21 protein-coding genes and 3 tRNA genes are annotated in these 22,474 nt (G+C 60.9%); 9 read left to right on the top strand and 15 right to left on the bottom strand.

What is annotated here, in order from left to right:
• The first annotated feature begins 207 nt into the window (after positions 1–207).
• Positions 208–411, top strand: coding sequence for a hypothetical protein (locus JET17_RS20495; protein ID WP_012315847.1), 204 nt, complete (start codon positions 208–210; stop codon positions 409–411).
• Here the strand turns inward: JET17_RS20495 and JET17_RS20490 are convergent, their stop codons facing one another.
• A complete protein-coding gene (locus JET17_RS20490; RefSeq protein ID WP_012315846.1) occupies positions 412–831 on the bottom strand; it encodes a quorum-sensing-regulated virulence factor family protein in 420 nt (139 codons plus the stop codon).
• Here JET17_RS20490 and JET17_RS20485 point away from each other — a divergent pair.
• From JET17_RS20485 to JET17_RS20470, 4 genes are all read left to right on the top strand, one after another.
• A complete protein-coding gene (locus JET17_RS20485; protein ID WP_190273315.1) occupies positions 830–973 on the top strand; it encodes a hypothetical protein in 144 nt (47 codons plus the stop codon). The genes JET17_RS20490 and JET17_RS20485 overlap by 2 nt on opposite strands.
• A gap of 81 nt (positions 974–1,054) precedes the next feature.
• Complete coding sequence (locus tag JET17_RS20480; RefSeq protein WP_012315845.1) at positions 1,055–1,765, top strand: tRNA-uridine aminocarboxypropyltransferase; 711 nt, start codon at positions 1,055–1,057, stop codon at positions 1,763–1,765.
• Between the two features lie 178 nt (positions 1,766–1,943).
• Positions 1,944–2,594, top strand: a complete 651-nt coding sequence (gene erdR, locus JET17_RS20475; protein WP_012315844.1) for a response regulator transcription factor ErdR — start codon at positions 1,944–1,946, stop codon at positions 2,592–2,594.
• A 73-nt stretch (positions 2,595–2,667) separates the two neighbouring features.
• On the top strand, positions 2,668–3,030 hold the full coding sequence (locus tag JET17_RS20470; protein ID WP_012315843.1) for a diacylglycerol kinase: 363 nt from the start codon (positions 2,668–2,670) through the stop codon (positions 3,028–3,030).
• On the opposite strand, the gene finR is transcribed toward JET17_RS20470, so the two are convergent.
• A complete protein-coding gene (finR, locus tag JET17_RS20465; protein WP_012315842.1) occupies positions 3,027–3,953 on the bottom strand; it encodes a LysR family transcriptional regulator FinR in 927 nt (308 codons plus the stop codon). The genes JET17_RS20470 and finR overlap by 4 nt on opposite strands.
• Before the next feature lie 117 nt (positions 3,954–4,070).
• Between finR and fpr the strand changes: the two genes are divergently transcribed.
• Positions 4,071–4,850, top strand: coding sequence for a ferredoxin-NADP reductase (gene fpr, locus JET17_RS20460; RefSeq protein ID WP_012315841.1), 780 nt, complete (start codon positions 4,071–4,073; stop codon positions 4,848–4,850).
• 247 nt (positions 4,851–5,097) lie between these two features.
• Here the strand turns inward: fpr and tsaA are convergent, their stop codons facing one another.
• The 5 genes from tsaA to rimO all read right to left on the bottom strand — a co-directional run bounded on the left by tsaA (position 5,098) and on the right by rimO (position 9,013).
• A complete protein-coding gene (gene tsaA / locus JET17_RS20455; protein WP_012315840.1) occupies positions 5,098–5,793 on the bottom strand; it encodes a tRNA (N6-threonylcarbamoyladenosine(37)-N6)-methyltransferase TrmO in 696 nt (231 codons plus the stop codon).
• Between the two features lie 6 nt (positions 5,794–5,799).
• Positions 5,800–6,261, bottom strand: coding sequence for a DUF1456 family protein (locus JET17_RS20450; protein WP_012315839.1), 462 nt, complete (start codon positions 6,259–6,261; stop codon positions 5,800–5,802).
• A gap of 47 nt (positions 6,262–6,308) precedes the next feature.
• Positions 6,309–7,019 carry an rRNA pseudouridine synthase gene (locus JET17_RS20445; protein ID WP_042111682.1) on the bottom strand — a complete coding sequence of 237 codons (711 nt, stop codon included), beginning with the start codon at positions 7,017–7,019 and terminating at the stop codon, positions 6,309–6,311.
• A gap of 121 nt (positions 7,020–7,140) precedes the next feature.
• Positions 7,141–7,596: a GNAT family N-acetyltransferase gene (locus JET17_RS20440; RefSeq protein ID WP_012315837.1), complete on the bottom strand. Its 456-nt coding sequence runs from the start codon at positions 7,594–7,596 to the stop codon at positions 7,141–7,143.
• Between the two features lie 85 nt (positions 7,597–7,681).
• Complete coding sequence (gene rimO / locus JET17_RS20435) at positions 7,682–9,013, bottom strand: 30S ribosomal protein S12 methylthiotransferase RimO (protein WP_012315836.1); 1,332 nt, start codon at positions 9,011–9,013, stop codon at positions 7,682–7,684.
• Positions 9,014–9,249: 236 nt separating this feature from the next.
• Here rimO and JET17_RS20430 point away from each other — a divergent pair, with 236 nt between their 5' ends.
• Positions 9,250–11,148, top strand: a complete 1,899-nt coding sequence (locus tag JET17_RS20430; protein ID WP_012315835.1) for a potassium transporter Kup — start codon at positions 9,250–9,252, stop codon at positions 11,146–11,148.
• A gap of 37 nt (positions 11,149–11,185) precedes the next feature.
• Here the strand turns inward: JET17_RS20430 and JET17_RS20425 are convergent, their stop codons facing one another.
• The 5 genes from JET17_RS20425 to JET17_RS20405 form a co-directional block, all read right to left on the bottom strand.
• Positions 11,186–12,478, bottom strand: coding sequence for a virulence factor family protein (locus JET17_RS20425; protein WP_012315834.1), 1,293 nt, complete (start codon positions 12,476–12,478; stop codon positions 11,186–11,188).
• On the bottom strand, positions 12,478–15,120 hold the full coding sequence (mprF, locus tag JET17_RS20420; RefSeq protein ID WP_012315833.1) for a bifunctional lysylphosphatidylglycerol flippase/synthetase MprF: 2,643 nt from the start codon (positions 15,118–15,120) through the stop codon (positions 12,478–12,480). The genes JET17_RS20425 and mprF overlap by 1 nt, the downstream gene beginning before the upstream one ends.
• 246 nt (positions 15,121–15,366) lie before the next feature.
• Positions 15,367–15,443, bottom strand: a tRNA-Met gene (locus JET17_RS20415).
• Positions 15,444–15,578: 135 nt separating this feature from the next.
• A tRNA-Met gene (locus JET17_RS20410) sits at positions 15,579–15,655 on the bottom strand.
• Positions 15,656–15,791: 136 nt separating this feature from the next.
• Positions 15,792–15,868: transfer RNA gene (locus JET17_RS20405), tRNA-Met, on the bottom strand.
• Between the two features lie 220 nt (positions 15,869–16,088).
• Here JET17_RS20405 and dinB point away from each other — a divergent pair.
• On the top strand, positions 16,089–17,147 hold the full coding sequence (gene dinB, locus JET17_RS20400; protein ID WP_190273345.1) for a DNA polymerase IV: 1,059 nt from the start codon (positions 16,089–16,091) through the stop codon (positions 17,145–17,147).
• Positions 17,148–17,177: 30 nt separating this feature from the next.
• On the opposite strand, the gene JET17_RS20395 is transcribed toward dinB, so the two are convergent.
• From JET17_RS20395 to JET17_RS20385, 3 genes are all read right to left on the bottom strand, one after another.
• A complete protein-coding gene (locus JET17_RS20395; protein ID WP_012315831.1) occupies positions 17,178–18,131 on the bottom strand; it encodes a hypothetical protein in 954 nt (317 codons plus the stop codon).
• A gap of 20 nt (positions 18,132–18,151) precedes the next feature.
• A complete protein-coding gene (locus JET17_RS20390) occupies positions 18,152–19,867 on the bottom strand; it encodes a proline--tRNA ligase (protein ID WP_012315830.1) in 1,716 nt (571 codons plus the stop codon).
• A gap of 160 nt (positions 19,868–20,027) precedes the next feature.
• A complete protein-coding gene (locus JET17_RS20385; RefSeq protein WP_012315829.1) occupies positions 20,028–21,296 on the bottom strand; it encodes an OprD family porin in 1,269 nt (422 codons plus the stop codon).
• 758 nt (positions 21,297–22,054) lie between these two features.
• Between JET17_RS20385 and JET17_RS20380 the strand changes: the two genes are divergently transcribed.
• Positions 22,055–22,474, top strand: coding sequence for an HIT family protein (locus JET17_RS20380; protein ID WP_042111678.1), 420 nt, complete (start codon positions 22,055–22,057; stop codon positions 22,472–22,474).

Below are 22,474 nucleotides of genomic sequence, written 5' to 3'. Positions count from 1 at the left end.
GCGTCCCGAGCATTGCAGTAGGCCTTCAAGGCCCTGATGCAGATGCGTAATTCATCTTGTCGTTTTTGTGCGCTTCGCTATCAATCTAGACCCTCGCGCCACTTCATGCAGGCACTATCACCTAGGCCACTCGTCGGCACGCGGCCATTGATGGCAAGGGTTTGGTTAACTGGAGAAGCGAAACGTGTCGATGCGGGAGGTGGCGGTATGCATCGCTTGGTCATCGAGGTAGACCGGCAGCTATATCAGCAGCTGGAACATGCGGCACAGGTTCATCATGTGAGCCTGGAGGCGGAGTGCCGGCGGCGGTTGGCTGCGTTGGAATGCCAGTCACCTTACCTGCAGGCGCTTCTGGCAGAGATGCGCGCCGAGGAAGAGCCGCGGCGCGCGGAGGATGAGCGGGTCAGTTGATTACTTCTTCTTGTTTCCGGCAGTGCAGCTGGCAGCGTCAAAGGCCTGGTCCATGACCGGTTGGTTGGTCTTGTAGACGGTGAAGCGATAGACCATCACGGCGCCTTTTGACATCAGGTTGCGGTAACCACTGTTCCGGCAGACGCTGTCACCCAGCTGGCTGCGCACTTGCTCTGCGTTTTGCTGCATGCGTGCGGCGTGCTCGGCGCGCACGCTCAGGTGGTTCACCAGTGCCTTGCCCTCGACGGTATAGCCCTGGTCGAGGATATCTTCGTTGATGGCTCGAGGGGTGCCGACGCTGCTTTCCTTGGCGACCTTTTCCAGCATCTTGTTCAGCTCGAACTCCTGCTTGGAGGCCGCCTGGGCTGCCAGTGGCAGGGTGAGCAACAGGCTCAGGGTCGGGACGATAAGACGCAGCATGAATCTCTCCTGGTTCGGTGACTGGCGCTTCGACATGCGCAGACGGCTGGTGTTCCATGAAGCCCGCAGAATCGCGGGCAGGCTCGCGGCCACCAAAACGCTGATTATAAAGGACCAGCCCGTCCAGCTGCACTGCAAATGACGCCCGCTCTGATAGACTGGCGCTTTGTTTTCATCGAGTTATCGCAGTGTCCAGTCACAACCTGTCCCGAGGCTTGCCAGCATGAGCCATGCGGTAGCGCGCCTGCGCGCCGAACGGCTGGCCCGCAGCATCAAGCCGTTCATTGCTCGTGGTTCACGTGCCGAACGCTGCCCTGACTGTCGGGTTATCGCCACCCATTGCCTGTGTGCCTGGAAGCCAAAGGTGCACGCCGACTCTGGTGTATGCCTGGTGATGCATGATACAGAGCCATTGAAACCGACCAACACCGGCTGGCTGATCGCCGACCTTATCGAAGATACCTCTGCCTTCGGCTGGTTGCGAACGTCGGTGGACGAACGCTTGTTGACCTTGCTGGCAGATCCACAGTGGCAGCCGTACATCGTCTTCCCTGGCGAATTCGTCGCCCAGGAGCGGGTGGTCAGCGAGGTCGTGCGTGAGCCGGGCAAACGCCCGCTGTTCATCCTGCTGGATGCCACCTGGACCGAAGCCCGCAAGATGTTCCGCAAGAGCCCTTATCTTGACCGCTTCCCGGTGCTGAGCCTGCAAGCTGAGCAGATGTCGCGCTATCGCCTGCGCCGCTCCAAGCGCGATGATCATTTCTGCACTGCGGAAGTTGCTGCCATGTGCTTGGACCTTGCGGGTGACAACCAAGCCTCCCAAGCACTGGATGCGTATCTGGATGTGTTCAGCCTGCACTATCTCAGTGGCAAGCGTCGTCTGCCTTTGGACGAGCAGGACGCTACCCACCAGCGTTTGCATACCTTCCTATAGTCCAAGGGGCACAACCCCCACTTTGGTTCATAATGACGGGGCTGGCGGCCAGGATGAAGCGAGGCGGCAGGGCGAGTGGTTTGACCTGCCCGGCCGTGCTCGGCACCTTGGCGCCGATTCCCCGCCGGGCGCTATTCCTCCGCCGCTGCGCCTGGCACAGAACAGGATCCTTAGATCGATGGCCATGTACGAAATCCTGATTGCCGATGACCACCCGCTGTTTCGTAGCGCTCTGCGCCAGGCCGTCACCCTTGGCCTGGGCGCGGATGTGCGCCTGGTCGAGGTGGCGAGCATCGCCGAGCTGGAAAGCCGACTGAGCGAAAAAGCCGACTGGGACCTGGTCCTGCTGGACCTGAACATGCCGGGCGCCTACGGTTTCTCCGGGCTGGTCCTGCTCCGTGGTCAGTACCCCCAGATCCCGGTGGTTATGGTCTCTGCCCAGGAAGAGGCTGCCGTTGTAGTCAAGTCCCGTGAGTTCGGGGCCAGTGGTTTCATTCCAAAGTCCAGTGGGCTGGAAGTGATTCAGGATGCAGTGAGGAAGGTGCTCGATGGCGACGTCTGGTGGCCGCCTCAGGCATTTGAAAGGGTCGATGTCTCGGCCGAGGCCAAAGCCGCCAGCGAAGGCCTGGCCAGTCTCACGCCACAGCAGTTTCGCGTGCTGACCATGGTCTGCGAGGGCTTGCTGAACAAACAGATCGCCTATGAGCTGAATGTGTCGGAAGCGACCATCAAGGCCCATGTGACGGCCATTTTCCGCAAGCTGGGTGTACGCACTCGTACCCAGGCGGCCTTGTTGCTGCAACAACTTGAATCCGTTGCGAGCAGCTAAATGCTTGCCGCTTCACGCTTTTTTGACTCGTTTTGAACTAGTCTGCTGGCCTTTCATCGGTGAAGTGACGCACATGTCGCCATTCAAAGGCCAGACCGGCCTCAAACGTATCTTCAACGCCGCCGGCTATTCGCTGGACGGCCTGCGCGCCGCCTTCAAGGGCGAGGCTGCTTTCCGTCAACTGGTACTGCTCAATGTGCTGCTGATCCCGATTGCCTTTTGGCTGCCGGTAAGCCGCGCAGAGCGGGCCATCATGATTGCCGTGTGCCTGCTCGGGCTGATCGTCGAACTGTTCAACTCGGCGGTGGAGGCGGCCATCGACCGCATTTCGCTGGAGCGCCATCCGCTATCGAAAAACGCCAAGGACATGGGCAGTGCTGCGCAATTCGTAGCACTGACCATGGTGGCGGCGGTCTGGGGCGTTATCCTGCTCTAAGCGATCGGTGGCAAGACGATCTCGTCACTGCGCGTAAACCCTGCGGTGAAGCTGCGGCACAACTCGAGAAACTCGCGCATGGCCGAGGTCTGGTATTTCTGTTTGTGCCAGATGAAGTAGAACTGGCGCATCAGGTCCAGCTCCGGGGTTTCGACCGGCACCAAGCTGCCGCGCCGGAAGGCATCGCGCAGGGCCAGGCGCGATATGCAGCCAATGCCCAGGCCTGATTCCACGGCACGCTTGATCGCTTCGGTATGCTCGAGCTCCAGGCGTATGTTCAGGTTGGCGCGATGATGCCGCATGGCCTGATCGAATGTCAGGCGGGTGCCGGAGCCTTGTTCGCGAAGAATCCAGGCTTCCTGGGACAGGCTTTCGATATCTGCGCGGCCCACCTTGGCCAGCGGGTGTTGCGGCGCGCAGAACACCACCAGCTCATCCTCAACCCAAGGCTGTACCTCCAGGTCCGGATGGTTGCAGTCGCCTTCGATCAGACCCAGATCAATTTCGTATTGTGCAACCTGGTGCACGATATGGGCTGTGTTCTGCACGTGCAGCTTGACCTGGCTTTCCGGGTGTACCTGCATGAAGCTGCCGATCAGCAAGGTGGCCAGGTAGTTGCCAATGGTCAGTGTGGCGCCGACTGCCAGTGAGCCAAAACCGGACTTGCCGTTGAGCAGGTCTTCTATCTCCTTGGCCTGGTCGAGCAGCGCAACCGCTTGCGGCAGCAGCTGATGCCCCAAGGCGTTGAGGGCCAGGCGTTTGCCTGCACGGTCGAACAACTGGCAGCTCGATTGCCGCTCCAGTTCAGTGATGGACGTGCTGGCAGCCGACTGCGACAGGGCCAGCACACTGGCGGCTCGAGAGACGCTCTGATGCTGGGCCACGGCGACGAATACCTGTAGCTGACGAAGTGTGAATCGCATATCTATATAACCGATAACACATATCTTGATAATTCAGTTAACAGATATTGTCGCTGCCCCTAAACTATCGCGCAACTGTGCGCTGTGCGCGCTGCGTTTTCTTCAGGAGCCCCATCGATGAGCAACATGAACCACGAACGTGTCCTCAGTGTGCATCACTGGAACGACACCCTGTTCAGCTTCAAGTGCACCCGCGACCCGGGCCTGCGCTTCGAGAACGGTCAGTTCGTGATGATCGGCCTGCAGCAGGACAGCGGCCGTCCGCTCATGCGCGCCTACTCCATCGCTTCACCCAACTGGGAAGAGCATCTGGAATTCTTCAGTATCAAGGTGCCGGACGGCCCGCTGACCTCCCAGCTGCAGCACCTGAAGGAAGGCGACGAGATCATTATCAGCAAGAAGCCTACCGGTACGCTGGTCCTCGACGACCTGAACCCGGGTAAGCACCTGTACCTGCTGAGCACCGGCACTGGCCTGGCGCCGTTCATGAGCGTCATTCAGGACCCGGAAACCTACGAGCGCTTCGAGAAAGTGATCCTGGTGCACGGTGTGCGCTACGTGAACGAAGTGGCGTATCGCGAGTTCATCACCGAACACCTGCCACAGAACGAGTTCTTCGGTGAGGCGGTGCGTGACAAGCTGATCTACTACCCGACCGTTACCCGCGAGCCGTTTGAGAACCAGGGCCGTCTGACCGACCTGATGCGCAGCGGCAAGCTGTTCAGCGACATCGGCCTGCCACCGATCAACCCGCAGGACGACCGCGCCATGATCTGTGGTAGCCCGAGCATGCTCGACGAGACCAGCGAAGTCCTCGACAGCTTCGGCCTGAAGATCTCCCCGCGCATGCGTGAGCCGGGTGACTACCTGATCGAGCGTGCCTTCGTCGAGAAGTAATCGACCGGGCAAAGACAGCGCAGGCTTGGCCTGATGCCAGTCAGTTAAGCGTTTTGGGGCCGCTTTGCGGCCCATCGCCGGCAAGCCAGCTCCTACCGGGACCGCGCGGTTCTTGATGCCTTTGCTGTACCTGTGGGAGCCGGCTTGCCGGCGATGGGCTGCGTAGCAGCCCTGATAACGCTAACTGACTGGCATTAAGGTAAGGCCTGCGTTTTTCATGCCTGTGCGACTGAGGTTGCCAGTGCTTTCAGGTTTCCGGCACGACCTCGAGCACCCGAATTACATCCGGCTGTGGGTAGTGCCATCTGACCTGCACATCCCAGAACTTCACCCCATACACCCGTTCCGGCGGCGGCACCTGGTAGGCCGGTCGCGGGTCCTGTGCCAGGCACTGCTCAATAAGCTCCACCAGTGGTTCGCCCAGGCGCAGGGCATGTTCGCGGGCCTGGGGCAGGGCGCTATCGCCCCAGTGCACGGCAATCGCGGCAGGCGCATCGCTGGCCATCAGGTTGCTCGCCCCGGCGATGCTGTCGGCATAGGGAACATACGGCTTGATATCCAGCACCGGCGTGCCATCGAGCAGATCGATGCCGGACAGCAGTAGCCGCCCCGGCTCCACACCCTCCAGGCGTACTACTGACTGGCCGATGCCATTGGGCCGATGGGTTGCTCGCGTGGCGAATACGCCCATGCTTTTGTTGCCGCCCAAGCGTGGTGGGCGCACTTTAAGGCGTGGCTTGTCTTCCAGGGCCTGATGGAACAGGAACAAAAGCCATACATGGCTGACCTGCTCCAGGCCCGCCACGGCCTCGCCCTGGTCGAACGGCGGCAGCAACTCCAGTACCCCGCGTGCAGCCGGCGCCAGCTGTGGCTGCCGCGGTATGGCGAACTTCTCCTTGAAGCAGGAGCGTACGATGCCGACAGGCGAAACCGTATGTTGCATCGCGAGTCAGCCGCGCTCGCGCAGGGCCAGGCCCTTGAGGAAGTTGCGCAGCAACTGGTCGCCGCAAGGGCGATAGTTGTCATGGCCCACTTTGCGGAACAACGCGCTGAGTTCGGGCTTGGAAACCGGGAAATCGACCGACTTGAGGATCACATGCAGGTCGTCTTCCTTGAGCTCAAAGGCTACGCGCAGCTTCTTGAGGATGGTGTTGTTGGTCACCGGCAGCTCTACAGGCTGTGGCGGACGGCTATCGTCCTTGCCGCGGCGATGGAAGACCAGGCCGTCGAGAAAGTGCGCCATGACCCGTTCGGGGCAGCGCACAAAACCGGGCTCGTCCTCTTTCTTCAGGTAGGTGGCGAGCACCACCGGATTAACCTCCAGGCCCGAGAGCGCGATGATCTCGGCCATCTTGGCGTCGTTCACCTTGAGCATGTAGCGCAGGCTGCGCAGTACATCGTTGTGGTTCATTGCTGCAAAATCCTGTTCAGATGCCACGCCTGGGCGTGGCGCATCGCTTAGAAACGTTCAGTGCCGGCCAGGTAACGCCAGTTGCCCACAGGCAGCTTGCCCATGGATACACCGCCCAGGCGAATACGGCGCATGCTGAGTATTTCCAGGCGCAGGTAGGCGCAGATCTCGGAGATCTGACCGGGTTGTGGGTTCTTCAGGGCCAGGCGCAGATGGGTCTCGTTCTGCCAGCTGGCCTTGGCCTTGGGTAGTTCCCGATCATTGCGCGTCGCACCGCGCGCCAGGCGCTCCAGCGCCTGTGGCGTGGTCTCGCCGCGCACTTCAATGATGTATTCTTGTTCCAGGCGACGCAGGTCGGCCTCGATCTTGCGGGTAACACGCCAATCCTGAGTGAACACCTGCAGGCCACTGGCACCGCGCTCCAGGGGCGCCGAGCAGGTCAGCCGGGTGAAGTGCCCGTGCAAAGCCCGCACGCCTTCGCGATGTGCTTCGCTGAGGCTGGCCATGTTCATGCTGGCGCGGGCCGTATCGATATCGACACCCGCAGGCTGGTTGAGCAGCAGGGTAACCGGGTCAAGCGCCTCGGCATTGGCGCCCGGCAACAGCTCGACAGCCTGGTGCTCGACCTTGAACTGAGGCTGCTCGACTACAACGCCATCGACCGTGACCCAGCCTCCTTCGATATACAGCTCTGCCTCTCGGCGTGAGCAGCCGAGCTGCTCGATTAGGCGTTTGGACAGGCGGACGGGTTCGGACATGGCGGGCAATTCGCAAGGCAGGGAAAGTCTTACATTGTACCTGCCCATTCGCTGTTGATGACGGGAATCTGTGCCAAACCCGCCATTTCGGAAGTATTGCACGGCATCCTGCGACAAAGTCCTAGGACGCTGTACGAATCAGCTTCATATGAAGCAATGGATAGGGCTGTCCCAAGCCGTCTGTTTCCGAGCGACCGGTCACTTCGAAGCCCTCGTGCAGGTAGAAGCCCAATGCTTGGGGGTTCTGTTCGTTGACGTCCAGGCATTGGGCGTTCAGTTCGCTGATGGCATAGCGTAGCAGGCGCTTGCCCACGCCTCGGCCACGGTATTGGGGCGCTACGAACAGCATGTCCATACGCCCATTGGCGACACCGGCAAAGCCGCAGATGCGCTGGCGGTCCTTGCAGCAGACCAGCATGACGGCGTCCAGGTACTTGCGTAGCACATGATCGCGCAGCAGCAGGATATAAGCGTCTGGCAGAAAGTCGTGGGTCGCGCGCACCGAGTCTTCCCAGACCTGAACCAGTTCCGGGTAATCACAAAGGTGGGGTGTTTGCAGCGTCAATGCCGAATGCATGCCGGTGTTCCTCGGTGGTCATTGAGGAAACCATAGATGCAAAAAGCCCCGCCAGTGGGGCGGGGCTCCTTCTAAGTGCGCAACCTCAAACAGGCTCGGCCCACATGTCATACTCGTCGGCATCGACCACCCGGCAACGGACCTTGTCGCCCGGCTTGAGGCCATGGTCGCCATCGATGAACACGCTGCCATCGATCTCAGGTGCATCGAAGAAGCTGCGGCCAACCGAGCCTTGCTCTTCGACTTCGTCGATCAGCACTTCGATTTCCTTGCCAATACGCAATTGCAGGCGTGCGCTGCTGATGGCCTGCTGGTGGGCCATGAAGCGGTCCCAGCGCTCCTGCTTGACGTCATCAGGCACTTCTTCCAGGCCCAGGTCGTTGGCAGGCGCGCCTTCGACTGGCGAGTACTGGAAGCAGCCGACGCGGTCGAGCTGGGCTTCTGTCAGCCAATCCAGCAGGTACTGGAAGTCTTCTTCGGTCTCGCCCGGGAAGCCGACGATGAAGGTCGAGCGGATCACCAGTTCCGGGCACTGCTCGCGCCAGTTCTTGATGCGCGCCAGGGTGCGGTCTTCGAAGGCAGGGCGCTTCATCGACTTTAGCACTTTGGGGCTGGCGTGCTGGAATGGAATATCCAGGTACGGCAGGATCTTGCCGGCGGCCATCAGCGGGATCACGTCGTCCACGTTCGGGTACGGATAGACGTAGTGCAGCCGCACCCAGGCGCCCAGGCTACTCAGCGCTTCGCACAGCTCGAGCATGCGGGTCTTGACCGGGCGGCCGTTCCAGAAATCGGTCTTGTACTTGACGTCGACGCCGTAGGCGCTGGTGTCCTGGGAGATCACCAGGATTTCCTTGACGCCGGCCTTGACCAGGCGTTCGGCTTCGCTCAGCACTTCGCCGACCGGGCGGCTGACCAGCTTGCCGCGCATCGACGGGATGATGCAGAAGCTGCAGCTATGGTTGCAGCCTTCGGAGATCTTCAGGTAGGCGTAGTGGCGCGGGGTCAGTTTGACGCCCTGCGGTGGCACCAGGTCGATCAGCGGGTTGTGGTCCTGGCGTGGCGGTACCACTTCGTGCACGGCGTTGACTACCTGCTCGTACTGCTGCGGGCCAGTGACCGACAGCACGCTCGGGTGCACGTCACGGATACTGCCTTCCTCGACACCCATGCAGCCGGTGACGATGACCTTGCCATTTTCCTTGATCGCTTCGCCGATCACTTCAAGCGACTCGGCCTTGGCACTGTCGATGAAGCCGCAGGTGTTGACCACCACCACGTCGGCGTCCTCGTAGGTGGGCACGACTTCATAACCTTCCATACGCAACTGGGTCAGAATGCGCTCGGAATCTACCAGGGCTTTTGGGCAACCCAGGCTGACGAACCCTACCTTGGGGGTGGCGGGAGTGGTGGACATGACTAACCTCGGTATTGAATACAGGTCGCCCGGCCGGAAACGGCGGCGATCCTGACGGACGCTTTTGGGCGCCTCTGATCAAAAAGTGCGCAATTCTAGCGAGCGCAAGGTCGCTTGACCAGCACAAATGCGACGAACGCTGCGCTATGCTTCGCGCCGTTGCGTCGGGGTATGTGCGATCCCCTGGCGCGGGGCAGAATTCTACCGGTCTAGATGGCCGTTTGCGGGAGTGGTCGATGGTTCAGGCAAGCAGTCACGCCGAGGGTGGTCAGGGGGCGACGCGGTCGCTGAGCCTGTTGGTGGCAGCTGTTGGGGTGGTCTACGGCGATATCGGTACCAGCCCGTTGTATACCCTCAAGGAAGTCTTCACCGGCGGTTATGGGGTGCCGGTCAATCATGATGGTGTGCTGGGGATCCTGTCGCTGATCCTCTGGTCGCTGCTGTGGGTGGTGTCGTTCAAGTACGTGATGTTCATCCTGCGCGCCGACAACCAGGGTGAGGGCGGCACCATGGCCCTGACCGCGCTGGCGCGGCGAGCCACGGCGGCCTACCCGCGCCTGCGCACGCTGATGGTCATCTGTGGCCTGATCGGCGCCTCGCTGTTCTACGGCGACAGCATGATCACCCCGGCGGTGTCGGTGCTGTCGGCAGTAGAGGGCATGGGCCTGGCATTCGACGGTATTGACCATTGGGTGGTGCCGATTTCGCTGGTGGTGCTGGTGGCGCTGTTCCTGGTGCAGAAACATGGCACCGAGAAAATCGGCAAGCTGTTCGGCCCGATCATGGTCACCTGGTTCGTGGTGCTGGCGGCGCTTGGGGTGCATGGTATCTCGCAGAGCCCAGAGGTGCTCAAGGCGTTCAACCCGGGCTGGGCGGTGAACTTCTTCATCGTGCACCCGGGTATGGGCGTGGCCATTCTTGGTGCTGTGGTGCTGGCCCTGACCGGTGCCGAGGCGCTGTACGCCGACATGGGCCATTTCGGTCGCAAGCCGATTGCCCGTGCCTGGTTCGCCCTGGTGCTGCCGGCATTGGTGCTCAACTATTTCGGCCAGGGCGCGATACTGCTGCAAAACCCTGACGCTGCGCGCAACCCGTTCTACCTGCTGGCGCCAGGCTGGGCGTTGCTGCCGCTGGTGGGGCTGGCGACCATGGCTACGGTAATTGCTTCGCAGGCGGTGATCTCGGGTGCTTTCTCCCTGACCCGCCAGGCTATCCAGCTGGGTTATATCCCGCGTATGCATATCCAGCACACCTCCAGCGACGAGCAGGGGCAGATCTACATCGCAGCGGTGAACTGGACGCTGATGGTGGGCGTGGTGCTGCTGGTAATCGGTTTCGAATCATCCGGTGCGCTGGCGGCCGCTTACGGCGTGGCGGTGACCGGCACGATGCTGATGACCACCATCCTGGTGTCGGCGGTGATGCTGTTGTTGTGGAAGTGGCCGCCGGTGCTGGCGGTACCGATTCTGATTGGTTTCCTGCTGGTCGACGGTCTGTTCTTCGCCGCCAACGTGCCGAAGATTGTCCAGGGCGGCGCCTTCCCGGTACTGGCCGGGGGGGTGCTGTTCCTGCTGATGAGCACCTGGAAGCGCGGCAAGCAGATTCTGGTCGAGCGAATTGATGAGGGCGGGCTGCCGCTGCCGGTTTTCATCAGCAGCATTCGCATACAGCCACCGCACCGCGTCGAAGGGACCGCCGTGTTCCTCACTGCACGGCCGGATGCGGTGCCGCATGCGCTGTTGCACAACATGTTGCATAACCAGGTGCTGCACAGCCAGGTGGTACTGCTGACGGTTGTGAGTGAAGACCGGCCGCGGGTGCCCGAGCAGGAGCGCTTTGAAGTGGAGGCCTATGGTGATGGCTTCTTCCGTGTGCTGTTGCACTTCGGTTTCATGGATGAGCCGGATGTGCCGGCGGCACTGAAGCTATGCCATCTGGACGGTTTGGACTTCACCCCGATGCGTACGACTTATTTCCTTAGCCGCGAAACGGTGATCGCGTCGCGTCTTGAGGGGATGTCGCGCTGGCGAGGCAACCTGTTTGCGTTTCTGCTCAAGAATGCCAACGGTAACCTGCGTTTCTTCAACCTGCCGCTCAATCGGGTGATCGAGCTGGGTACACAGGTCGAGATCTGATTAAAGCGAGGGCCGCAATGCGGCCCCTCGCTACGCCTCAGTTCTGTTCTGCCACGCTGGACTTGCCCTGGCGTACTTCGATTTCATCGATCAAGCGCTTGGCCAGCGCCGGATAGTTCTCGTCGAAGTGATGCCCACCGGGCAGCTTAATGCGCTCGCCCACTGCAGTCTTGTCGGTGCAACCGCTTTCATCGGCCTCTTCCACACCATATATGCATACCACTTTAGGCGCCGGCAGTTTGGCCATCTCCGGTCCGGTAGGTGCCTCCTGGCCATCCTTGCCCAACCAGCCCTCGACCTCGATCTCAAAGCTGCCACTGCGGGCGAAGGCCAGCAGCATCACCGCATCGATACGTTGCTGGTCCTCGGCAGGCAGGCGGTTGTAGATCGCCGGCAGCACGTCGGCGCCGAACGAATAGCCGGTCAGCACAAAACGCTTGGTACCCCATTTCTGACGATAGTGCTGCATCAGTTCCGACAGGTCGGTAGCGCTTTGCTCGGGTGTCTTGTGCTGCCAGTAGTAACGCAGGGTGTCTATGCCGACCACCGGGTAACCAAGCTTGGCCATTTCACCGGCCACATCGCGGTCCAGGTCGCGCCAGCCACCATCGCCTGAGAGGAACAGGGTAACGGTGTCGGTGGTTTGCCCGGCAGGCACTTCCACTACCGGGATTGCCAGCGCGTTGCCATCGTGGCCCACCAAGGCCTGGGTCAGCTGCGCCTTGAGTACTTGTGGCAGGTGGATGTCGTAGTCGCTGATGCTGGTGTCGGCATTGCGCTGGTCGCGCACGAAAGCGGCGCTGGCGTCATCCGGGTTGTCGTTCCAGGCGACGCTCCAGTGACCATGAGGGGCGGACTTGGGCAAGGCTGCAACGCAGCCGGGCTGCTCCATGTTGAAATTCACGGAGATGGCGCGGGCATTGTCGTCATTCTGTGTGGCCAGCCAACGCCAGGCCTGGGTTGCACCAGGGCCGATACCGGCCACCAGGGTCGGTTTTTCGGCCAGCAGGGTCATGGCCTTATCCATCGATTGCTGCTGGTTACTGCAGTCCCCCGGCGGCAGGATGACTTGCACCAGCTGGGCCTCACCGGCCTGGCTCAAGTCAAGCAACTGTTTGTCGGTCAGCGCCTGATCCTGGGGCACGCCGATGGCCACCCAGGCTTTGGCATGCACGCCCGGGATGACGCGGGTGATGCGGGTGTCATTGACGGTCAGTTGCTCAAGGCGCGCCTCTGGGGCCGGACGGGCCCACAACCAGAAGGCAGTAGCCCCGGCCAATGCGGCCAAGAGCAGGGGGATCAGCAGGTACAGCCAGTAGCGTCGGATCATCAACGTTTCACCAATCCAGTCAGGCCGCCCGCAATCAGGGCGGCAGTGTCGGCCAGTGCCACCAGCGGGTCGAGCCCGGCCGGCACAGCCATGTAGCGGGGTTCCCAGTCCGGTTGGAACTTGTCCTTGAAGCGGCGTAGCCCTTGGAAGTTGTAAAGCTGTTCACCGCGACGGAACACCATCGAGCCCAGGCGCTGGGCCAAGGGGGCGCCGCGCCGTGGCTGCAAGCCGGAAAGCGGTACCATGCCCAGGCTGAAACGGCCGTACCCATGGCTTTTGTAGTGCAGGATCAGGCCGATCATCATGAATTCCATGGTCAGCTTCGGCGCCTGGGGGTGGGCACGCATCAGATCGAGGCTGGCCAGTTCGTTGCTGTGAGTTTCAAGCAGGTTGGCAAACGCCACCGGCCGGCCCTGGTAGCGAACCAGGGCGATGCGAAAATGCTGCAGGTACTCAAGGCTGAAGCGCCCCAGCGAGAAGCCTTTTTCGCGCACGTTCTTGCCGCCGAGCCAGGCATCCGAGATTTCCTTGAGCTCAACCATGGGGGCCTGGCCGGGTTCATGTATCTCCAGGCTCAGGCCATCGCGGCCGCCGCGGTTCCAGGTGTAGCGCAGGTCTTTCATTTCCTTGCCTTTGGCTTCGATGTCGAAGCGGCGCAAGTCGACTCGGGCTTCTTCGCCGAGCTTGAGTGCGGTCAGGCCGATGTCCATGTAGAACGGCAGATTCTCCGCACGCACCTGGTAGAACACCGGGCGGGCGTGGTGCAGGTCGCACAGATCGCGGAATTGCCAGATCATCTCGGCACGTTCCTGGGCCGGGCCGATCGGGTCGTACAGGGCCACCAGGCTGCGGCCCCGGCGCGCGTACATCAAAAAGGCGTTGCCATTGGGGTGAAACAGCAGGGCCTTGTCACCGGTCAGCGCCAGGCCGCCGTCAGGTTGGTCGCCAGCCTGCAGGATGCGGTTGGCGCGCTGTATCTCCTCGTCGTCTGGCAGGTGGATGACTGGCCGGGCAGTGCGCAGCAGCCAGGTCAGGGCCACGACCAGCAACAGTACCGCGCTGCCCATGGCGGCGCGCAGGCCGCGTGGGGCATCGGCGTCAAGCGTGAACTGCCACCACAGCTGATGGCTGTAGGGCACATCCTGGTAGGCAAACAGCAGTAGCCACACCGAAGCACCGACCACGCAAGCACTCGCTGCCAGGTACACCGGGGAAAACGGCAGTTCCAGCAGCCTGCTTGGGCGGTAGAACGAACGGCGGAACAACGCGAGCAGGGCAGCGGTGAAGGTCAGCAGGCTGGCCTCTTCCCAGTCGAAGCCCTTGAGCAGCGACAGCAGTGCGCCAACCAGGAGCAGTACGGTAGTCAGTAGCCAGGCGGCAGACAGGCGTCGGCGCAAGCCCTGGGCCAGCAAAAGGCACAGCACGCCAATCAGGCTGGCACCGAAGTGCGAGGCATCGATGAGGCGGTGCGGCACCAGAAAGCCCATGTGTTCCAGGCGGATGTCGATTTCCGGTGTGGCGCCGGAGAACAACAGCACCACACCGGAGAGAAACACGAGGATCGCCAGCACCGGTGCAGCCAGCCCGGAGGCGGCCTTGAGCGCCTGCTGCGCAAACAGCAGGCGCCTAGCTTCGTTGGCCAGCAGCAGCGCACAGGCCACCAGCAAAGGCAGTACTACATAGATCAAGCGGTACAGCAGCAGTGCGGCGGCCAGTGGCGCGGCGCCGAGCTGATTGGCGAAGGCTGCGAGCAGAATTGCCTCGAACACCCCGATGCCGCCAGGCACATGGCTAAGTACACCGCCAGCCAGGGCCAGCAGATAGACGAGGACGAACGCGCCGAACGGAGGGGCTTCTGGGAGCAGCAGGTAAAGGACGGTCGCGGCGGCGGCTACATCCAGCGCGGTGATTACCAGTTGCAGTGCTGCCAGGCGTGCGCCAGGCAGGCGCAGCGTCCGGCGCCCCAGTTGCACCAGCAGGCTGTCTGGTAGCGGCTGCTCTGCCAGGCGTCGGCGATACAGGCCAGTCACCAGGACGGCGGTCAGTGCAAGCACGCCCATAGCGACTGTGGCCAGTACAGGGGTGGGCAGGTGCAGGGCGGTAGCCGCAGCTGGCAAGTTGCTCAACGTGGCCAGTGCCGCCAGAGGGGGCAGGGCGCAGCCCAAAGAAAGGCTGGCGAACACTGTCATGCGCGCGACTTCGACAGCGCCCAGGCCTTCTCGAGCATACAGGCGATAGCGCACCGAACCGCCCGAGAGCATCGACAAGCCAATAGCGTTACCAATGGCAAATGCGCTGAAACCGCCTAACAGAAGCGTACGCCTAGGCAACTTCACGGCGGCATAACGGCAGGCAGACCATTCATATCCAAGCAGGATCACGAACCCGATAACCGCAGCGAGTAGCGCGCCGGCCAGCGAGTGGGTGGGCACGCTTAGCATCGCATCGTGCAGAGCATGGATATCCAGTTCACTGAGCAAGTGGCGGCAGGCTATCAGTGCCATTGCGAACAGCGCCAAGGTAACTGCCAGGGTGATGGGCTGGCGACAGCGGCTCACCCGCTCCAGCCACGGCAAGCGCTGGGCAGCCGTGGGCAGGGTTGAGGCTATGGGTGCCTGGTGTTCTGGGTTACGGTCGGTCATGAGTTACCCCGGGCAAGCAGCGCGAGGTAGGGGGAGGGTGCGGCCAAGTGAAAGTCCCTATGGAAACGTATCCAGATATTACTCCGGGCAACGTGACTTTCAGTCCTTTGGCGGGGTTAAAGATAGTTCATCCAGAATGCCGCCTCACAAGGCCGGGGCTTGGCTGAATTAATTCAGATTTTCAGGCGGGGAAAAACAACAAACCCCGCGCTGCTGTTAAACAGGCGGGGTTTGTTCTGACGAATATGGTTGCGGGAGCCGGATTTGAACCGACGACCTTCGGGTTATGAGCCCGACGAGCTACCAGACTGCTCCATCCCGCGTCAGAGGTGCGCATTCTACAGCTTTGAAGAGGGTGGTCAAGCATTACTTTTGATTGACCAGTAATTAACGCGTTGCCTGCTTTTCGAGGGCAAAAGAAAAAGGCCACTGCGTTAACAGTGGCCTTTTCTCGAATCTGGTTGCGGGAGCCGGATTTGAACCGACGACCTTCGGGTTATGAGCCCGACGAGCTACCAGGCTGCTCCATCCCGCGCCTGTGGAAACGAATTCTACAGTGAAAGCGCGGAGTGTCAAGCGTTACTTATTGATTTTATTGAGTTTTAAATCGCTGATTATTTTTTAGGCAAAAGAAAAAGGCCACTGCGTTAACAGTGGCCTTTTCTCGAATCTGGTTGCGGGAGCCGGATTTGAACCGACGACCTTCGGGTTATGAGCCCGACGAGCTACCAGGCTGCTCCATCCCGCGCCTGTGAGATCGAATTCTACGGATTTAACGTCTCCTGTCAAGCATTTAGTTCAAAAAAACCGTTTTCGTTCAAACCCTTAGCCCTTCAATTAGGCATGCAGCTCAGGAGCGCTGCGGCTTTCAGGCCAATTGTCGAGAGGTCTCCTGCGCTGGCTGTCTCGCTGACAGAGCATGCGGTACTATCTGTATGAATTTACAGTGCTGACGGTCATCCATGTCTTTGCGCAAGATCATTCACATCGACTGCGATTGTTTCTACGCCGCGATCGAGATGCGTGATGACCCGCGCCTGGCCGGTCGCCCTATGGCCGTGGGTGGTTCGCCGGATCATCGAGGGGTGATTGCCACCTGCAATTATGAAGCGCGTGCCTATGGGGTGCGCTCGGCCATGTCCTCCCGGCATGCACTTAAGCTTTGCCCTGACCTGCTGATCGTCAAGCCGCGTTTCGAGGCCTACCGCGAAGCGTCGCGCGAGATTCACGGCATATTCCGCGACTACACCGAACTGATCGAGCCATTGTCGCTGGATGAGGCCTATCTGGATGTGAGCGACAGTCAATGGTTTGCCGGCAGCGCCACGCGCATCGCCGAAGATATTCGCAGGCGTGTTGCGCGCGCCCTGCACATTACTGTCTCGGCCGGGGTGGCGCCCAACAAGTTCCTGGCCAAGATCGCCAGTGACTGGCGCAAGCCCAACGGTCTTTTCGTGATTACGCCTGATCAGGTGGAGGCCTTTGTCGCCGCATTGCCTGTTGCCAGGCTGCATGGTGTCGGGAAGGTCACTGCAGACAAGCTTGCTCGGCTGGGTATCGACACCTGCCTGGACATGCGTGACTGGTCGCGGCTGGCGCTGGTGCGTGAATTCGGCAGTTTCGGTGAGCGCCTCTGGGGGTTGGCGCGGGGTATCGATGATCGCGCGGTGCACAACGATAGCCGTAGGCAGTCTGTAAGCGTGGAGAATACGTACGATACGGATTTGCCGGATCTGGCCAGTTGTCTGGAGCGCTTGCCTGAACTGCTGAACAGCCTGAATGAGCGGATCGCTCGTATGGACAGTAGCTATCGGCCGGACAAACCTTTCGTCAAGGTCAAATTCCATGACTTCAGCCAGACCACCCTGGAGCAGGCGGGGGCGGGGAGAGATCTGGACAGCTACCGACAGTTGCTACGGCAAGCATTCGCCCGGGGTGGCAAGCCGGTGAGGTTGTTGGGGGTAGGGGTGAGGTTGCGCGACTTGCGTGGGGCCCACGAGCAATTGGAGTTGTTCGCGGACAAATGAAAGAGGGGCTGCATTGCAGCCCCTCTTTCATTAATGTGCGCCTGGGTCAGCCACCAACCGGCCGGTAGCCTTGGTCAGTGCCTGCAGAAACTCCTGTTGCAGCTCCGGATCGTTGCGGGTCAGCTCGATCAGACTCTGCTCCATCTCGCTGGCTTCCTCTTCCAGGCCTAGCTCCGACAGGCGCTTGACCCGGTGTACCCACTGGCCGACATCGTCGTCTTCCAGGTCGTCGAAAATCAACTCATGGGCTTCACGCAGCTTGTTGCGCAGGGTGGCGCTGACCAGCAGGCTGGCGTCGCCCCGCACAGCGTTGTCTTCATCGACCACTTGCAGGTGCAGGGTGCCGACGTGGTTCAGGTGCTGTTCCGAGAACGGGCTGTCCAGCAGGTTCAGGCGTAGCACGCCGTTTCTGTCGGTGGTCAGCGCGTGGGTCATCTTGCCGGCCTTGACCTCGACCAAGCGCTCGCTCCAGGGCAGGCTGGTGAACTCCTCGCGCTTGTCCTTTTGCACCTCACTGATCCCTGCCAGGTTCTGCTGGGCGCGACCGTTGGACTGCACGTTCATGAACGGGTTGAGCCCGGCCACGCCGTAACTGATCCAGTCGTGCGTGATGCTCTCCGGCAGGTTGCCCAAGGCAAACACGTTGACCACGTTGGCGCCTGCGCCGGCCACCACTGCCACCGCGCCCAGCGGGATCTCGTAGATCTCCCGCCAGGGTTGGTAAGGGGTATACCGGTCATAACGGCGGGTAACTTCGAACTCGGTGACTTCGAAGCGCCTCTGTTCATTGACGCGTATACGTCGCTGCGGAAGCTCCATCACCTTGGGCTCGCCGACATCAATCTGCAGTGTGTGTTCGAGCAGCTTGCGCTCGACGCGCTCTTCGTGCTCGCTGCGCTGGGACATCTGGTTGGCGCAGCCGCTGAGGAGCAGGGCGCCGCACAGTGCGGCGCCCCCCAGGGTAAAGGTACTTCGCTTGGACATGATCACTCGTGCATTGATTATCAGCGGCGAACGCGGGCCTGCAGGAAGGTCAGCACTTCATTGAGTGGCAGCGCTTGAGCATCCTGTTCGGTGCGGTGCTTGTATTCCAGGTTGCCGTCGGCCAGGCCGCGGTCGCTGACGACGATGCGGTGCGGAATACCGATCAGCTCCATATCGGCGAACTTGATGCCTGGGCTGGTCTTCTTGTCGCGGTCGTCCAGCAGTACTTCAAAGCCTGCGGCCGTCAGTTCGGCATACAGCTTGTCGGTGGCCTCGCGAACCACGTCGGTTTCGTAGCGCAGCGGTACCAGGGCGATCTGGAAAGGTGCCAGGGCGTCATTCCAGATGATGCCTTTGTCGTCGTAGCTCTGCTCGATGGCGGCGGCGACCACGCGGGATACGCCGATGCCGTAGCAACCCATGGACAGCACCACTGGCTTGCCGTTCTCACCCAGTACCTGGCACTTGAGTGCCTCGCTGTACTTGGTGCCGAGCTGGAAGATGTGGCCGACTTCGATGCCGCGCTTGATCACCAGAGTGCCTTGGCCATCCGGGCTCGGGTCGCCCTCGACGACGTTACGCAGGTCGGCAACCTGTGGGACCGGCAGGTCGCGCTCCCAGTTGACGCCGAAGTAGTGCTTGTCATCGATGTTCGCACCGATGCCGAAGTCGCTCATCAGGGCAACCGAGCGGTCGATGATGCATTCCAGTGGCAGGTTCAGCGGGCCGAGGGAGCCGGCGCCGGCACCAATGGCTTCGCGCAGCTCGGCATCGGTGGCCATGACCAGCGGGTCGGCGACCTGTTCCAGCTTGGCGGCCTTGATCTCGTTGAGTTCGTGGTCGCCACGGACGATCAGGGCGACCAGCTTGCCTTCCTCGGCGCCGCGTACAATCAGGGTCTTGACGGTCTTTTCGATCGGCAGCCCGTAGTTCTCGACCAGCTGGGCGATGGTCTTGGCGTCTGGCGTATCCACCAGGCGCAACTCCTCGGTAGGGGCCAGACGCGCAGTTTCGCGCGGGATGGCCTCGGCCTTCTCGATGTTGGCGGCATAATCGGAGCTGTCGCTGAAGATCACGTCGTCTTCGCCAGACTCGGCCAGCACGTGGAATTCATGCGAGTAGCTGCCGCCGATGGAGCCGGTATCGGCCTGCACTGGGCGGAAGTCCAGGCCCAGGCGGGTGAAGATGTTGCTGTACGCCTGGTGCATGCGGTCGTAGGTTTCCTGCAGGGAAGCCTGGTCGGCATGGAAGGAATAGGCGTCCTTCATGATGAATTCGCGGCCGCGCATCAGGCCGAAACGTGGGCGGATCTCATCACGGAACTTGGTCTGGATCTGGTACATGTTGAGCGGCAGCTGTTTATAGCTGGACAGCTCATTGCGGGCCAGGTCGGTGATGACCTCTTCGTGGGTCGGACCGACGCAGAAGTCGCGCTGATGGCGGTCTTTCAGGCGCAGCAGCTCAGGGCCGTACTGTTCCCAGCGGCCGGACTCCTGCCACAGCTCGGCGGGCTGGATGCTGGGCATCAGCACTTCCAGGGCGCCGGCGGCGTTCATTTCCTCGCGCACCACGGCTTCGACCTTGCGCATTACCCGCAAGCCCATCGGCAGCCAGGTGTACAGGCCGGAAGCCAGCTTGCGGATCATGCCGGCACGCAGCATGAGCTGATGGCTGATGACCACTGCGTCGGCAGGGGTTTCTTTCTGGGTGGCGAGCAAATATTGACTGGTGCGCATGGTTAGCCGTGTCGATTGCCTAAGACATTGAAATGACCCCGCATTGTACGGGGGCGAAACGAAGGCGTACAGGATGCCCCAGGGCGTGGCAAATGTCAGCCAAGAAAAAGCCCGGCAAGCGTGCCGGGCTTTTTCAGGTGCGGGGCACTATAAGCGTGGCTTACAGAATGCTCAGCGGGTACTCGACGATCAGGCGCAGTTCGTCCAGCGACGGGGAGCCGTAGTAGACGCCGTCGGAGGAGCGGTAGGTGGCCTGACGGACGCGGAAGCTGAGGTCCTTGGCGGGGCCTTCCTGCATCACGTACTTGATGTCGATGTCGCGTTCCCATTCTTTGCCGTTGGTGGTGCCGGCGACATTGGCGTCGGTACCGCGCACATAACGGGTCATGAAGGTCAGGCCGGGTACGCCGAACTCAGCGAAGTTCAGGTCGTAGCGGGCTTGCCAGGACTTCTCGTCTTCAGCGTTGAAGTCGGAACGGGCCACGGAGTTGCCGAGGAAGACGGTGCCGCCGCCGTCGACGCCGTAAGCGTAGTCACCGTCACCGTGTACGCGCTGGTGCACGATGGTGAAGGTGTGGGCGCCGATGTTCCAGGCTGCCGACAGGCTGAATGCGGTGTTGTCCAGGGATTCGCCATCGTAAGCTGTAACCAGCTCGGCGCCGTCGCCCTTGGTGTCATAGATGTTGAAGTCGAACACCAGGCCTTGCTTGTCCGAAATCGGCACTGCCCAGTTGATGTTGCCGTAGTACTTGCGCCAGTAGTCTTCGACCTTGGAGTAGTACAGGCTGGTGCTGAGGCTGTCGGTCAGGGCATAGGTGCCGCCAACGATGTTGGCTTCGGTCAGGTGCAGGCTGTCGCGGAACGTCTGGGCCTGGGCATTCATGCCGGTGAAGTGGCCGGCGTGCAGGGTCAGGCCTTCGATCTCGTCGCTGGTGATCAAGGTACCTTCGGCAACTTCCGGCAGCAGTCGGCTGTCGTCAGTGGCGAAGACCGGCAGCGCGGTGAACTGGTTACCGTACTTCAGCACAGTGTTGGAGAAGCGCATTTTTACAGCGCCGCCGCCTTCGGAGTAGTCATCCTGCGAGCGGCCGTCGGAGCCTTCCGGGAACAGGCCGGTGCCGGCACGGCCGCGGCCGCTGTCCAGTTTCAGGCCGAGCATGCCGATGGCATCGACGCCGAAGCCTACGGCGCCTTGGGTGAAGCCCGATTCAAAGGTGCCGAGGAAGCCAAGGCCGGTTTCTTCCACGCGGCTCTGGCTGCCAGGCGCGTTGTTGCGGAAGTCACGGCTGAAGTACAGCATGCGAGTCTTGACGTTCAGCTGGCTGTCTTCGATGAAACCCTTGGATTCGTCCTGTGCAGAGGCAAAGGCCAGCTGCGAGGTCCCTGCCGAAACGGCCAGGGCGATCATGCTCCACTTCATCACGCGCATCGTGATTTGCTCCTTTGGTTTTAGGAAGAGTACCGCTGCGCCCAAGTCTTTTAGTTATATGGGGCAGCTCTTTCTTGTTATGTCGGCGGAAATGTATAGCACGCAGACTGTTGTTGGCGATATGGGCATATACAACGTTTCGAGAAGTTTACGGCCATGTCGCTTTCAGGTAGTTCCATGTCGTAAATCACGCTCCGATTAATCGGTTCGTACAACGCCAGCGCTGTTCCTGTCACCGTAACGATTCTGTAACTATCGATTCCGGTTAGGGAAACTCCCTGGTGTATCCAAAGCGGCTGTTGTTATTTGTTGCGTCCATCGCTTTATGCAGATGTCGTGCCGACTTGGTGTGGGGAGAATGCAACAAGCGTGCTCAAAATTAACAACGGTTCATGAAATTTTCACAAATTCCGCTGGCGCAGCTCGAAAGTGCCCGTAAATACAGGCCGGCCCCCGTCTGGCGGTGTGCCGGGCCGCAGTCCGGTTGCAATCTAAAAAGCTGCCTTGCAAGTCAAGGTGTTACCGCCCACTGTTCAAGTTGAGTCATTTGTGTGTGTCGAAGCGTAGTGGTGTACTCGTTTGCGGCCTCATTTTGGTGCGAAAAGTAGCGATGTGTTACCGCGCCTGTGCAGCCTGGATCAATTACTGAGCTATAAGAGTGCAGCCAGAGGGCGTGCAGCATGCTTGCGCAGACGAAGCAGGGTATCCTTGCGGCATTGACCCGCACGCCGGGGCCCTTTCGTTGGTGGAGGTTTTCAGTGTTTGAGATTGATTCGCGTTTGCAGCAGGACTCTTTGATCCTTGGGGATTTTCCGCTGTGCCGTCTGCTGCTTAGCAAGGATGCCAATTACCCTTGGTTCATCCTGGTGCCCAAGCGTGCCGGCGTGAGCGAACTGTTCGACCTGAGCCAGGACGATCAGGCGCAGCTGTGGAAAGAAACAACCTGCCTGGCCGAAGCGCTCAAGGGCGAGTTCGCGGCGGATAAAATGAACGTTGCCACGCTGGGTAATGTGGTCGGCCAGCTGCACATGCACGTGATTGTCCGTCGCCATGGGGATGCCGCCTGGCCGGCGCCGGTCTGGGGCAGGGTACCCCCTGTCGAATACGGGCCGGGGCAGGTCGATGCCATTCGCCAGCGCCTGCGCGCCCTGCTCAATGATGCATATGAGGAGGCCTGA

This window comes from Pseudomonas putida, from assembly GCF_016406145.1.
Taxonomy (GTDB): domain Bacteria; phylum Pseudomonadota; class Gammaproteobacteria; order Pseudomonadales; family Pseudomonadaceae; genus Aquipseudomonas; species Aquipseudomonas putida_E.
The sequence above is the reverse complement of the archived record's forward strand: the minus strand, read 5'-3'. Positions and strand labels throughout refer to the sequence as shown.

Bases quoted from the DNA above. Each gene is read 5' to 3' on its own strand.
- JET17_RS20390 (WP_012315830.1), bottom strand. From the start codon at position 19,867: ATGCGCACCAGTCAATATTTGCTCGCCACCCAGAAAGAAACCCCTGCC.
- fpr (WP_012315841.1), top strand. From the start codon at position 4,071: ATGAGCAACATGAACCACGAACGTGTCCTCAGTGTGCATCACTGGAAC.
- JET17_RS20425 (WP_012315834.1), bottom strand. From the start codon at position 12,478: ATGATCCGACGCTACTGGCTGTACCTGCTGATCCCCCTGCTCTTGGCC.
- JET17_RS20495 (WP_012315847.1), top strand. From the start codon at position 208: ATGCATCGCTTGGTCATCGAGGTAGACCGGCAGCTATATCAGCAGCTG.
- JET17_RS20385 (WP_012315829.1), bottom strand. From the start codon at position 21,296: ATGCGCGTGATGAAGTGGAGCATGATCGCCCTGGCCGTTTCGGCAGGG.
- JET17_RS20480 (WP_012315845.1), top strand. From the start codon at position 1,055: ATGAGCCATGCGGTAGCGCGCCTGCGCGCCGAACGGCTGGCCCGCAGC.
- erdR (WP_012315844.1), top strand. From the start codon at position 1,944: ATGGCCATGTACGAAATCCTGATTGCCGATGACCACCCGCTGTTTCGT.
- mprF (WP_012315833.1), bottom strand. From the start codon at position 15,120: ATGACCGACCGTAACCCAGAACACCAGGCACCCATAGCCTCAACCCTG.
- JET17_RS20490 (WP_012315846.1), bottom strand. From the start codon at position 831: ATGCTGCGTCTTATCGTCCCGACCCTGAGCCTGTTGCTCACCCTGCCA.
- JET17_RS20485 (WP_190273315.1), top strand. From the start codon at position 830: ATGAATCTCTCCTGGTTCGGTGACTGGCGCTTCGACATGCGCAGACGG.
- finR (WP_012315842.1), bottom strand. From the start codon at position 3,953: ATGCGATTCACACTTCGTCAGCTACAGGTATTCGTCGCCGTGGCCCAG.
- rimO (WP_012315836.1), bottom strand. From the start codon at position 9,013: ATGTCCACCACTCCCGCCACCCCCAAGGTAGGGTTCGTCAGCCTGGGT.
- JET17_RS20440 (WP_012315837.1), bottom strand. From the start codon at position 7,596: ATGCATTCGGCATTGACGCTGCAAACACCCCACCTTTGTGATTACCCG.
- JET17_RS20445 (WP_042111682.1), bottom strand. From the start codon at position 7,019: ATGTCCGAACCCGTCCGCCTGTCCAAACGCCTAATCGAGCAGCTCGGC.
- JET17_RS20470 (WP_012315843.1), top strand. From the start codon at position 2,668: ATGTCGCCATTCAAAGGCCAGACCGGCCTCAAACGTATCTTCAACGCC.
- JET17_RS20450 (WP_012315839.1), bottom strand. From the start codon at position 6,261: ATGAACCACAACGATGTACTGCGCAGCCTGCGCTACATGCTCAAGGTG.
- tsaA (WP_012315840.1), bottom strand. From the start codon at position 5,793: ATGCAACATACGGTTTCGCCTGTCGGCATCGTACGCTCCTGCTTCAAG.
- JET17_RS20430 (WP_012315835.1), top strand. From the start codon at position 9,250: ATGGTTCAGGCAAGCAGTCACGCCGAGGGTGGTCAGGGGGCGACGCGG.
- JET17_RS20395 (WP_012315831.1), bottom strand. From the start codon at position 18,131: ATGTCCAAGCGAAGTACCTTTACCCTGGGGGGCGCCGCACTGTGCGGC.